General features: G+C 42.4%; 11 protein-coding genes. 3 read left to right on the forward strand and 8 right to left on the reverse strand.

Annotation, left to right across the window (positions count from 1 at the left end; genetic code table 11):
- Positions 1-195: 195 nt before the first annotated feature.
- The 8 genes from H6G41_RS12285 to H6G41_RS12320 all read right to left on the reverse strand — a co-directional run bounded on the left by H6G41_RS12285 (position 196) and on the right by H6G41_RS12320 (position 9253).
- Positions 196-663: a rhodanese-like domain-containing protein gene (locus H6G41_RS12285; protein WP_190746474.1), complete on the reverse strand. Its 468-nt coding sequence runs from the start codon at positions 661-663 to the stop codon at positions 196-198.
- A 309-nt stretch (positions 664-972) separates the two neighbouring features.
- Positions 973-2454 carry an HlyD family efflux transporter periplasmic adaptor subunit gene (locus tag H6G41_RS12290; protein ID WP_190746475.1) on the reverse strand — a complete coding sequence of 494 codons (1482 nt, stop codon included), beginning with the start codon at positions 2452-2454 and terminating at the stop codon, positions 973-975.
- A gap of 21 nt (positions 2455-2475) precedes the next feature.
- Complete coding sequence (locus tag H6G41_RS12295; RefSeq protein ID WP_190746476.1) at positions 2476-4701, reverse strand: peptidase domain-containing ABC transporter; 2226 nt, start codon at positions 4699-4701, stop codon at positions 2476-2478.
- A 303-nt stretch (positions 4702-5004) separates the two neighbouring features.
- Positions 5005-5220: a hypothetical protein gene (locus H6G41_RS12300; protein ID WP_190746477.1), complete on the reverse strand. Its 216-nt coding sequence runs from the start codon at positions 5218-5220 to the stop codon at positions 5005-5007.
- Between the two features lie 478 nt (positions 5221-5698).
- Complete coding sequence (locus H6G41_RS12305) at positions 5699-6271, reverse strand: hypothetical protein (protein WP_190746478.1); 573 nt, start codon at positions 6269-6271, stop codon at positions 5699-5701.
- Between the two features lie 244 nt (positions 6272-6515).
- Entirely contained in the window at positions 6516-6776 is a 261-nt protein-coding gene (locus tag H6G41_RS12310) for a hypothetical protein (RefSeq protein ID WP_190746479.1), read from the reverse strand.
- An 83-nt stretch (positions 6777-6859) separates the two neighbouring features.
- Complete coding sequence (locus H6G41_RS12315; protein WP_190746480.1) at positions 6860-7129, reverse strand: hypothetical protein; 270 nt, start codon at positions 7127-7129, stop codon at positions 6860-6862.
- A gap of 216 nt (positions 7130-7345) precedes the next feature.
- Positions 7346-9253 carry a serine hydrolase gene (locus H6G41_RS12320; protein WP_190746481.1) on the reverse strand — a complete coding sequence of 636 codons (1908 nt, stop codon included), beginning with the start codon at positions 9251-9253 and terminating at the stop codon, positions 7346-7348.
- 576 nt (positions 9254-9829) lie between these two features.
- Between H6G41_RS12320 and H6G41_RS12325 the strand changes: the two genes are divergently transcribed.
- Genes H6G41_RS12325 through H6G41_RS12335 form a run of 3 tightly spaced genes read left to right on the forward strand, consistent with a single transcriptional unit; the run spans position 9830 to position 13227 of the window.
- Entirely contained in the window at positions 9830-10024 is a 195-nt protein-coding gene (locus tag H6G41_RS12325) for a hypothetical protein (protein ID WP_190746482.1), read from the forward strand.
- Positions 10021-11787, forward strand: a complete 1767-nt coding sequence (locus tag H6G41_RS12330) for an XRE family transcriptional regulator (RefSeq protein WP_190746483.1) — start codon at positions 10021-10023, stop codon at positions 11785-11787. Before H6G41_RS12325 ends, H6G41_RS12330 begins: the two co-directional genes overlap by 4 nt.
- 9 nt (positions 11788-11796) lie before the next feature.
- Positions 11797-13227, forward strand: coding sequence for a DUF1822 family protein (locus H6G41_RS12335; protein ID WP_190746484.1), 1431 nt, complete (start codon positions 11797-11799; stop codon positions 13225-13227).
- Positions 13228-13261: the final 34 nt, after the last annotated feature.

Here is a 13261-nt window from a genome sequence, read left to right on the forward strand (position 1 = left end):
GGAATGCATAACTTCATTTTTTGGCTCTAAACTATCAGTAACGATATCAAACCCTAATTGTTACGTTTAAAGAAAATCTGCAAGGATTGCTCTCAAAGCCTTGTAAATATTGGCTTGCAAGTTCTAGGACGGGTCTAATATATCAGGTGGGATATTAACAAAGGTGAAGGTGAAATATTGCGCGAGAATAAATAACTAAGCATGGTAGCCAGCTTTCAGCAATTTTCCCCAAATGGCATTATAAGGATGTACAAGTTGGGTGGGCTGTCCGTTGTCTTTAAACATGGGTCGTTCTTCATTTGCCCACTGGAACAGACCACCGCTTAAGTTAAAAATCTGAGAAAAACCTTCCCTTTGAAGCTGTTGGGCAACTTTGGCACTACGGTAACCAACCGAACAATATACGACTATTGGTGTGTCTAGTGAAACTGTCGAGGCTGCTGTGAGGTCGGGTGTAACAGGATCGATATGCACAGCTGTTCTGATGTGACTGACTGCATATTCTGCTGGGCTTCGTGCGTCAAGGACAAGTGGCTGTAGTTTTGCACAGTCAATTAACCAAGCAGCAAATTCTGCTGTTGTTATCTGACTAACAGTAGGAAAACTCAGGCTGATAAAGAATTTGAGCAATCTGCTGTTTCCTAAAGCTTTAAATTTCCACATTATTTAGTTAATATTTATACTGAAGCGGGCTTATTTGAGGGACTTGGAAGGAAAGGTGTTGAGGGTGTTGGAGATTGATATTAAAGGTTAATACAAAAAATTAAACTAATTTTGGTTGAAATTTTTGCTTTCCCCAACTCCTCTTTATTTTTCCAGTTTCTAGCTCCACTATTTGTCCCCAGTCGTACACTTTATCATTTATACAAGTTCATTCTCAATAAGCACCCAAATTTTTCAAGGGGTCTGTGCTTCCCAAACCTTTAGCTGGCTTGGTTTTGCGATGAGTTTCGCCCCTTGAAGGGCAAAACTCTACAAGTTTGTAATTAACCTAGCTCTCCTAAGCATATATTTCAAGACTGTCTCTCGTCGAGAAATAATATCAGCTCTGCCTTCCATTCCCGGCTGAATAGTACACTGATGGTTACTTCTACCTAAGGACAAGGTATCGGGCAATATTGTCACCTCGTAGAAAGAAGAATTGGTAACCTTGGGCAAAGCCTCACTTTTTTGAGATTTAAAGGTGTCTTCAGAGATGTGATTGACGACGCCTTTAAGAGTACCGTAGTCAGGATAGGGACAGGCAGAAACTTGCATCTGTACCTGTTGACCTGTTTCTAACTGACTCACATCTTCAGGTGCAACGGCAGCTTTAATTACTAAAGGAGCATTACTAGGGACAATTTGAGCAATTTCTTCGCCCATCCGCACCGATTGGCCTGGGTTGCGTAAATTTAGCCCAGAGATTATCCCATCTTCGGTAACTGTAATCTTGGTTTGGCTGAGGTCGTTTTCCACTTGTTGCAGTTCTTTAGTATCTTGTTGCAGCTGATTCCGCATTTGAATTCGCTGCTGAAACAGTGCTTCCCATTCGCGGTTGAGGGTTGCGAGGGTGGCTTGACCGCCAGCACTTTCTTGGGCAATAGTCTGTTGAGCGATCGCCACTTCTGCATCAGTAGGGTTAAGTGCAGCTTGAGCGCGTTGCAGTTTGGCGCGTAAGGCGGCTACAGTTTGTTTTTGCTGGGCAATAATTTGTTGTTGCGCTTCAATACTGGCGCGGCGGATTTCCACAGCTTGTTGTTGTTGTGCAACCTCTAACTGCACTTCCTCTAATTGATTGAGCGATAAAGCTCCAGCTTGCACGACCTTTTGATAGCGATCGCGTTTAGTTTGGGCTGCTTTCAAGGCTGCTTGTGTTGATTGTAAGTTAGCACGAGCCGAGCGCAGTTCTACCTGTGCCTTGTACCATTCTTGTTGCGCTCCTTTTAAGTTCGCCTGAGCTTCTTCCACTTCCGCCTGAGCAATAATTTGTTGATCTCGATAATTGCGTTGGGCGCGATGGAGTGCGGCTTGAGCCGAAGTCACTGCCCGATTTTTGCGTTCTGTTTCTGCTTTAATTTGCCGATTCAACGCCTTAATTTGAGCATCTATTTGTAATAATTGCAGTTGTCCTTGCTGGATTTTGCTTTGCAGTTGGCTTTTTTGCGTTTGCAGGCGGGAGTCATCGATAGTAGCTAGTACATCTCCTTTTTTAACTGCCTGATTTTCCTTGACAAATCTGTTAGTGATTTGACCTTCTGTCGCTGCTTGTACCAGCCGCAATTCTCCTGTGGGGCGGACAGTGGCTTGTCCTTTAACTGTTACTTTATATTCAATTACAGAAGCAAGAGCGATCGCTCCCCCTACACCACCAACAAGTACTAAACTGCCTAGTGTAACCCAACGACTAATTGGCGGCAGAAATTCACTGCTTTGAACTGAGGGTAGAGAGTTTGGGTTTAAGTAGCTAACCATGACAGTTTTTTTTGGTAAATATTAGCGAATGCTGGTTGAAGAACTTCCATTAAGATGAAAGCTGGCGGGAGTTTTGGTAAAACCATTGACTGATAAATTAACACCGTCAAGAAAGTCTAAATGCTCGCCTGGTTGATGAGATAAAGTCTCTGGCGAACCTTGAATTTTTAATTTTCCTTGCTCCAGCATGACAATCCAATCAGCTTGCTGGATAACTTTGGGACGATGGCTAATCAAAATTGTGGTTTGTCCTTGGCGGTGAGTGAGCAACTGATTTAAAACTTGAGCTTCACTTACTGGGTCGAGTGCGCCAGTCGATTCATCTAAAATCAATACTGGGGGATTATTGATAATGGCGCGAGCGATCGCTAATCTCTGCTTTTGACCACCAGAAAGATTAGCGCCAAATTCCCCTAAAACCGTTTGATATTTATCAGGGAGTTTGCTGATAAATTCATCAGCCCCAGCAATCTGACAAGCTTGGACAATTTGCTCAAAGGTAATATTCGGTGAACCTAAGCGAAAGTTCTCCATAATTGACCGACTCCAAAAGTGTGCGTCTTGGGGAACTAGCACCACTTGTTGTCGCAGACATTCTAAAGAAAGGTCTTCTAGGTTATAAATACCAAAGCGAATATTACCAGACTGAAGCTGATATAAACCTGCAATCAATTTCGCTAGAGTACTTTTACCGCAGCCAGATTTACCAATCAAAGCAATTACCTTACCACCAGGAATAGTTAAAGAGAAATCTTCTAATAAATCAACTCTGCCTGCATGGTGAAAGTTAAGGTTAGTACAGGTAATGTCTGCGTTGCTCTTAATTGTCACCCAAGGCTTTTGCTGATGATCTAAAGCTTCTGGGGTAGCTTCAATCACTTCCGTCAGGCGTTGGGTAGCAGTTTTAGCACGAGTGAATTCATCCACAAAATCGATAGTAGTTTCAATAAAGTTAGTAAAGTTGCCATTCATGCTATTAAATGCCAGTAGCATCCCAATAGTTAATTCCTGACTAATCACCAAAGTACTGCCAAACCACAGCAAAGCGATACTGCCGATACCAGAAACTAAATTTGAGAAGATACCATTGATAATGCTAATTTGCATAGTGCGGAAGGTAAAATTAGCATGACGACTAAATCTACCTTGGAATTCTTCCCAGAATTGCGGAGCCGCCGCCGTAGTTTTCAGAGTAATCGCACCTTTGAAGGTTTCCACCAAAACCCCTTGGTTTTCGGCTGATAAAACCAAAACACTGCGAATTTTTTGCTGTAGCGTCGGTAGAAAAACAACTGTAGAGACAGTCATTAAAAGCGCGATCGCACAAGCTGCAACTGTGAGTTTCACACTGTAAAACAGCATGAAACTTAAGGAAACTAGAGCGATAAAAAGTTGGCTAGGCAAACTCACAACAGCTTGAGAAATTAACTGATTAACTTCTTGAATATCTTCTAAGCGACTAACAATTTCGCCACTACGGCGAGATTCGTAATAACTTAAAGGTAAACGTAAAATTTGTCTTCCAAATTCAAAAATTAGCCCTAGTTTTAGGCGTTGTGCAAAGTGAGCAATCAAATTTGATTGTGCTAATCGCAAACTACTACTAACCAAGCGCATCACAATCACCGCAATGACAACACTAGTCAGAAGTTCCATATCTCCGCGAACTAGCACATCATCAGTGAGGATTTGCAGTAGAAAAGGAGAAGCCAGGGAAAGCAGACCTAAAACCAAGTTAAGCAACAAAGTTTGGGCAAGAATGACACGATATGGCCAAACACGTTTCAGGAAACGCCCAAAACCACCGATTTTCTCTTTCTCATCTTCTTGAGTAAAAAAGCGCACTGGATCTGCTTCAAGGAGCAGCATAACTCCATCTGTCCACGCTTCTAGTAGCCACTTCTTTTCTAAATAGCGAATACCTACACCAGGGTCAGCAACAACGTATTTATTACCGCGCTTGCCATATAAAACCACCCAATGATAGCCTTTCCAGTGAATGATAGCTGGTAGAGGAATAGCTTTTTCATTGACAGCTTCCAGGGAGGCTTTGACTGCCCGTGCATTGAAACCAAGGCTTTCTGCTCCTCGCTTCAAACCTAGTAATGTGGTTCCTTGTTGTCCAGTTCCTACAGTTTCTCTAATACGGTTAATAGTGAAAGTTTTACCGTAATATTTGCTAATCGTTGCTAAACTAGCAGCACCACAGTCTTCCTCACTATGTTGTTTAACAAGCTGGTATTTCATTGTTGCTACTTACGGACACTTAACCTTTTTGATGCGTGACTTTTGTATCGTAGATGAGAAGACAAGGGACGCGTTGGGCAGTCTTCGGATAAGAAAAAGCGATCGCAGAATTTAAAATTACCTGGCTATAAAATTTTAAAATCAAAGCGATCGCTAACATTATTTCCAAATATGCAACGCTTTGCTTTGTGAGTTATCACTCAATGTTTGCAGTGCAAAAAATATGTCAACCTATGCTCTTGCTTTGTTAGCAAAACTAGAGCAAAAGTTAATTAGAGGCAAAGATGCATTGTTTATTCGAGATTAACCACCATAATCAACAGGATCAACACCACCCTCTCCACAAGTCAAATCCGCCATGTAACTAATTTTTTGAGCACCACTAGTTACTAATACTTGACCACCTCCTCCGGATACCTTAGATGCAAAGCTTTCGGGAATTTCTTCCCATAAATTTCTCTTATCGATAAGTTTCGATTGATTGGTTTCTAATTGTTTTTTGTTCGGATTGTACAACATGCTTAATATCCTCTTAGAGATTACTGTGTGTAAACAGAGAAATAAGATTCTCACCTCAACCAAAGTTGGCTAAAATATAGGTTATTAATTGACTCCAAGTAGAAGTGCCTTTGCTATAGCTATAAAGCTGTAGTAAATGGCATTGATCTCAGAGCCTTCGCCTGACATCATTGGGGTTTGAAACCTTACATTAGAGTTAATGGAGTAGTCTTTTTTGATTTATGCACTTAGCCCCATGTAAAAGCTGTATTTATAGCCAATAAAAGCTGAAACTATTACTCTGATTAGGTTATAGCTATTATATTTTTCAGCGACAAAACTTCACAAGGTGCGTTTGGATAGCAATACAATCTGACTTGTGAGAAAATTTGAAGTTTGATGGTTGAATTAACAAAGCACAAAAAAATCGCCTGTGGCTTCTGGTAAGATGACAGGCGATCGCGCTGAAAATTTCCCCCAGCAATAAAAACCCTTAGTATCAGTTTTTAATCAGAATTCGACCAGCTTTTATATGAGTAGCTAAAGCTTGCAGATCTGATGGTGGCGTATAGTATATAGAGACATTTTTACGGCCATTGTTAAAAAACTCTGCGTTATATCTTTCGGGATACTCGACAAACCACTTGAGCAAAGTGGCTGTACCTAAATTTTCGGAAATTAATGCACATTGTTGAAGTAGCTTTTGCATTTGTTCCTCCCTGGCACGGGTTGAATCTTCTTTCAATTGTTTCTGACGATTATCTTTTTCACGCTGAGTTGTCGGCGCATGATGAATATAGCGACCGTAGCAATCAAGGCAATAGTTTGTATATTCCCGTGTAAAGAGGATGAAATTGTGCCACATTTCATCAATGATGATTAAAGGATCGATAATAGTTATCGTATGTGACTTTGGTTGACCTGCTAGCCAAAGCCATTTCTTGGTTTCTAAAAAGATATCGTTTGCTTCATCTAAGCTGATTTCATAAAGTCTCGTAAATCGATGCACAACCTCATAATTTTCATAACTGATTGCTTTGTTGAGAGAACAAGACTGAAATTTTGTTGACATGACTTTTATTCCAAATATTTATTGCAATACCGAACCTTTTGTATGATTTCAACAGCGATTGCAGCTATGACAACTCATAAACGAGAAGCTTAATCAATAGCGTCTTTTTTTTGTCATCTCAGATAAATCATTAAGAGCAATGTCAGGAAAGGGGAAGTTTTCTTCCCCTAAATAAATAAACCTGCACGAGATAGCTTAGGAAACTAAAAGTTAATCTGTCTCATGTACCTTTGCAAGTTCAATTTTATGGTGTGCAAACATCACAACCACCTTCACACTCGACACCCCCTGTACATTCGCCTCCTGTACATTCGCCTCCTGTGCATTCAGCAGTCAGTGTTAGTGTTTTCTTAAGTGGCATTGCTGCTACTGCCTTTATATAAGCTCCGCCAACAATTTTAACTAGTTCTGTGTCAGACAATTCAACATAAACAGAGGGGTTGTTTTCAACTTCTTTCAACATCTGTTCTAGTTGGTCTTGTGGTTTATTAAGATATGGGAACATAAACCTCGTCTCCTTTTTTTCTGGGAAATTAAAACACAGATTGTTGTAAACGACTTTTGGCAAAAAATACCAAACTTAAACATTCAATCAGTGTCAGTACACCAGTTATGACACCAAGAATTACACGCTGAATGACATGAGCCTGGCCCACAATTTTCTTCCCCTATAGTGAAGTTAGGCGTAATTTTTGACATCTGCTCTGGTAGTATGGTGTTTACTGCTCTTAAATAAGCACCCCCAACAATTTCAACAAGTTCAGCATCAGATAGTTCGATCAAATGTGCAGGGTTGTTGTCAACTTCTTGCAATATTTGCTCGAGTGATTCTTGGATATTTTGTTTCTTCTCAGACATGATGTTCTCCTTTGGTGACAATCTAGGGAAAGCGATCGCCTTTCATCAGAGTTAATGGGGTGGTCTTTTTGGATTTATGCATTTGACCCCCTGTCAAAGCTGTTTTTATCTCAAAAAAAAATCGCCTGTCACTTTACCAGAAGCCACAGGCGATCGCTAAATCGAATTAATAGTACAATTTACTTTCAACCTACAATTTCACGCATAGATGTATGCTTATGGATTGTTAAGCGCAATATTCAACAGTTGTTGCGTCAGCGCACTAGTATCGACGGGTGGGGGATTGGTATTTGTCAAAGCGACCACGGTTATCCCATTGGCGATATCAATGCGAATGTGCGAATCAGATCCTTGGTTGTCGCCGCCCTTGCTAACTTGAGTTGCCCCAGAATTCAAAGTCCAACCATTGGCGCGTCCGTTTCCAGTTCCACCACTCCACAACTGGTCGCGGGTGGCTTGGGGGAAATAGCGGTTACGCAGAACTCCATCGCCAAATAAAGCTAGGTCACGGGCTGAGGATTCCATACCGCTACCCCCTTCTTTCCAACTCACATTCTCGTAATCCCCTTGACTCACCTTTGTATTGCCGGAATTAATTGTTGCTCGTTCACCTGATGAATTGGGCGAGGAGCGCACTTCTACCCGTAATGTATCCAGACCCAACGGATCGGCAATTCGGGTTTTAATCAAATTAGCGAAGGTCGAATTTGTCCTTCTCTCTAACGCCGCCGCCGCCAGGGTGTAGCCATGTGTAGAATAGTTCCGTGTTCCTGTCGAACAACCAGGAATGATCCAGGCATTAGTTTTCATCGCCCCACCCAGATGATTATTCAAAGCAGCTTGAGCATTAGCGTATTGCACTTGGGTGCCATTGTCATCTAAGCCATCATTTGTGTAATGCTTGACACAGCCTGTATTTTGTAGCAATTGCCGCACGGTATGGGTGTGCTGTGTTCCCAAGCCAGAAATGATTGTGTCGGTGCGAGTGTCTAGATTAATCAGCCCCGCTTGTTCAAGATCGTAGGCTAATGTGCCAGTCACAGCCTTAGCCACTGAAGCAAGGCGATAGATTGTGCCGCTATGGGCGGTGATATTCTTGTCCTTGTCTGCAAAACCTGCCCCACCAAGGAAGATGACGCGGCCATTGCGGATGATGGCAGCACCAACACCGGGAATGCCGGAATTGTTGGCATAGGCGGATAATGCCTGCTCGGCCTGTCCACGCCCCCGCCAATCATAGCGATCGTCATTTTCGCGCCAAACGGCGGCGTACTCGGTTCCCCTACCACTGCTGGCGGGGCAGATTTCAATATCAACGATACGCATACCTTGGTCAGAATACTTATGCCAATTATTACGCAATTCTTGAGCAGACATCTGACGCAACGCTGCCCAGCCCCGTCCCGCTTGGTTTTTCTCCCAGATGGCAGCGTAATTTAGTTTACCATTGCGGTTGTAGCAATCGAGGTCGGCAACGCGATAACCTTGTTGACGATATTCTTCAAATTTTTGCCCATAGCTGTCTGGTGTCATATCGCGTAGTTCGACCCAGCCCTGGTTTGGTTTGTTTTCCAGCCAGATGATTGAGTAAAGCATTTTCCCGCCGACCTCGATCGCATCGACATCAATCGGTTTATACTTCCCTTTATTGGCGGCGAATTTTTCGGAAAATTGCTGGCTGGTAAGATTGCGGTTGGAAATCCAATCAAGTCCTTCCTTGTTTTGCACCATAATCAAGGAATAAAGCAGCTTGCCGCCGATTACCTCCGCATCCTGATCAATTGGGCGATAGCCCTTCTTGCGATACTCGTCCCAGTTTTTGTGAAACTGCTCATCGGTGAGCTTGCGCCAGCTTACCCAGCCACGCCCATCCGTGTTTTTTTGCCAAACACCGGAATAATCCTCCCCGCCATTATCCATTTCGATATCAATGGGGATGAAATTTTCCTTTTTGTATTGCTCCCAAGCTTGAGAATAGGCAGAATCAGATAAACCGTAGCGGAACTTCCAAGCAATAGAGTCTGGATCGTGGAAGTCTTGCGCTTGCGCTGCGCCTGCGCTTAATGCCGCCGCCAGCACTGGTACTAGCGCCCAACGAATGGAACTGCGAAAACGATTAAACATAAAAATTATCCTTATTCTTAGTAGTAGGGTGGGCATTGCCCACCATATCCGGGTTTCGGTGGGCAATGCCCAACGCCACTTGCTTTAATCCGGGAAACCCGTACAACGCAGTGGCTCCCCTACGTGTATTTCAAAAATCAAATATGAATCCTATACTTGATTTGAGTTGGCTTTGAACCCTTGCATAAGAGTTAATAGGGTTGTTTTTTGGAATTTATGTACTTGACCTCATGCAAAAGTTGTTTATTTGTCAAGGAAAAGTAGCTGCAACCATTACCCTGAAAAGCTTCTAGCTATTTAAAAAATTAATTGCTGAAAATGGGCATGGGGCATGGGGCATTGGGCATTGGGCAAAACAGATTTACTGGCTTGTGCCTTCTGCCGTATTTTCAGATAAGTGCATAAAGCAAGCAATACTCAGGCAATAACTAGATAAATGGATTCAAACCTATGAATCTGGTTGATTGTCAATTTGTAAAAGCTTGATGAGTAAAAACAACCCCAAAGTTAAAATGAGCAAAAGAGTTTATTCCAGTTTTCTCAGATTCGGCAACAGTTACAAACTCAGAAACCCTTTTGACATCTGGTTTTATTAATTTGATACTAGTACACCACGGCAGAAAGAAATCTACCATTCCCAAGGTTGCAAAAGCCGAAAATATAAGTTTTTTGACTTTTGACTTCCAAGGTAGCAGTACTAGTTTCGGTCAAACTGGTTTCTTGCTTTTAACAAGCAAGCCACCAACATGGAGCGAACAATCTCTGCAATGAGCGATCAATTCTGGACATTACATGACTTTACTGCAACTGGCGGTCATCCTCCCTTTAAACGGTTGATGCAAAATCGGTTGCGGGCGCGTATGGAAAAGCTGGTGCAATTACATCCTGATTGGGATGTGAACGACTACGCGCATTATTTTGGCGAAATTATTAATGACGATTCCCAACCTGAATTAGAGAAGCGTCTGGCTCACTGGCACTTATTAGCTTACTTCGATCGCGATCGCTGTTATCTAATTTGGCGCAGTTGGTATCGTCTGCCTTTTTACGCGGCTCATGCGGAAAGTTTGTATGCTCTGACTAACGAACACCTTTGTAATCGGGAGAAGTTACAGCAATATCTTCATAAGTACAAGACTAGTAATGATACGCGAGCCAATCTTAAAACCTATATGCTAGGGGTGCTGCGTAATATCATGCGCCACTATGTAAATTGGGAGTCAAAATGGCATTTGCTGTGTGATGTAGATCTGACTAGTCGCCGAAAACTGCAAAAGGCGGAAGAAAGAATCACAGAAGTACTGAAAAACTCAGGCTCAAAAGAACCGGAAATTTCCCAGTATCTTTTTGCTTGGCGCTATTTTGTGCCTGTTTACAAAAATAATCGCGTCTACCATCCCAACAGAAGAGAAGGCGAAAAATGGCCAGAACCAGAATTTTCTGATTTTGTCGAAGCTGCTAAAGACTACAATTCTCAAAGATTTCAACCTGGTGCGCCTTTACAAGTAGCTGTGGGTGCAGCAGTAACGCCAGCAATGATTCAACAATGGATGAATATCTGTATTGCTGCATTACAGCAATCTTCGCAAATTACTGAAGTTTCTTATGATGCTATTAACGTACAACAACCGGATCTGAAAAGTATTAGTTCTTGGGAAGCTTTAGAGCAGGAAGAAAAACCAACAGAAATAGACCAAATTTTACACAGAGAAATTGCAGCAATTGAGCAAAACTTAGACAGTGTTCGCAGCCAAATTCCTCAATCTAGCCGCCAAGCTGTGATGCCTTTGTGCTATCCCCATCGCTTGGTACTTTTAACTCAAGAACAGTTTAGTAGTAAGATTGGTGTTCATCAGGGAACAATTTCGCGCTTTATTTCTAAGAATGTAGAAGCGCCATTGCTAGAAAAGTTTCAAGAGTTAACAAGTGAGCGAATTAATTCCAGTGCTTATGTTAAAACATTTTTAACGGAAAAATTTGCCCATCTTGACTCTGCTAATCCGATTGAAGTGCAATTAATTGCCGCGATCGCTAACTTAGATCCTGAATCACAGCAAATTCTGAAACTGAGTTACGGTCAACAAATTAATCTCACCGAGTTAACTCAAATTCTCAGCCAAGAACAACCCATTAGCCAACAGCAAGCGCAACAAAAACTGACTTTAGCTCAAAATCAATTAGAAAAAAGCTTTTTAAAGTTACTTAACCAATGGCAAACCAACTATATCAAGTCATGGTTAAAAAACTATTACCAAAATCTTATTCAATCAGGATTATTAAAGTCTTTTGAGCAATTAGAGTCACAGCAACAAGAAATTATATGCCAGCGATACGTTCAAAAGCAAGACATCAAATCTAACTCTCATGCCAGCCAAACCCTGATTTTAGCTAAACAGCAGTTGCAGCGTTCTTTTCTTCGATGGATTAATACCCGTTTTGGTATTTCCCTCAAGTCAGAAACTCAACAAGTCGGGGAAGTGGTTGAAGATTGGCTGTCAAAAGATGTGCTCTACCTAGAAATCCAGAGAAATTAAGGACAGAAAATGCTGAAATTGCGAAAACTTTCTACTATTTATCCTAACCAGCTCTGGTTGAATTTATCACAAGAGCTTCAACAGGAAGCTTGGCAGCAATCTCAACTTCATGGTAACGCCGCAGCTCGCTGTCAAGCTTATCTCAATTATCTTTGTTTAAAAAGTTTTGTACCTTGGTTGGAGGCTTGGTTACAAGAAGCTAATCAAACTCCAGGTAAAATTTCTCACATTACTTGGGACTCTCTCTGGGAATTTGTCAACGGTACGCCAATTGAGTTAGCTGGAATGCGATTATTGTTGGTTCCTAGCGAAACCAGCGATTTAGAGGAATTTGCTATTCCCTGCGAGTGGGTGGATATTCCTAGCTGGAGAAAAGATTATTACCTCGCCGTGCAAATCAATTTAGGTGATTCTGAGCAATCTTGGCTGCGGGTGTGGGGATATGCTAGCTATGAAAAACTCAAGCAGCAGGGAATCTATGATGAGAGCGATCGCACTTACTATATTAGTCAGGAAGTACTAGCTGAAGACTTCTCACAAGCGCTATTTCTCCCCCAGCCAGAAACCATTCCCCAAGGGGAAGCGCCACCGCAGTTATCGGCAAAAGTCGCTCAGGAGTTATTAGAGCAACTCAGCAAACCGGATATTTACTCACCGAGATTAGCAGTACCCTTTGCCCAGTGGTCAGCATTACTCACCAACGAACAATGGCGACAGCAGTTATATAACCAGCGTTTAGGTTTAACTGCAACTGTCCCAGCCGTGAATTTACGCCAATGGTTACAGAAAGCAGACGGCATAGTAGCACAAATGTGGCAAGCAGTCGAAACACTGTTGACACCGAGAGAATTGAGTGCAGTTCGCGGTGCAGAAAATCCTGATGTCACAGTATCTTCCGAAGCGATCGCGCCATTAATTCGCCTGTTACAATCAGATCGCCCCGAAAAAGAACGCTGTCAAGCTGCCGGTGTATTAGGACAAATTGGCATTGGACACCCGGAAGCTATTGAAGCGTTGACGCAATTATTACGCACCGCCAACGATGAAGAAACTCGTTGGGAAGCAGCCTTAAGTCTAGGTAAAATTGCGCCTGAACATCCTCAAGCAGGAGTAAGTAAAGCGAGGTTAATTGACTTGGGGATACAGTTGGGAACTTACCAAGTCGCCTTAGTCGTCACCATTAGACCAAAAACCGAAGAAAAAATTGGTGTGCGATTGCAAGTACAACCAATCAACCAACAGCACAAACTCCCACCAAATCTGCAACTGAGTGTGATTTCTGGCGGTGAAACTCGCTTACAAGCCGAAAGCAGAAGTGATGAACAAGGTGAAGGCAAAGATAAACTGTTGCAACTCGGCTTTAGTCCACCACCAGGAACTCAATTTCAAGTGCGGGTGTCCCTGGAAGGGGTATGTGTGAGTGAGGACTTTATTGCATAAACGAACCGCCAATAACGCCAAGACCGCCAAGGAT

It is taken from the genome of Tolypothrix sp. FACHB-123, from assembly GCF_014697075.1.
Classification (GTDB): Bacteria; Cyanobacteriota; Cyanobacteriia; order Cyanobacteriales; family Nostocaceae; genus Aulosira.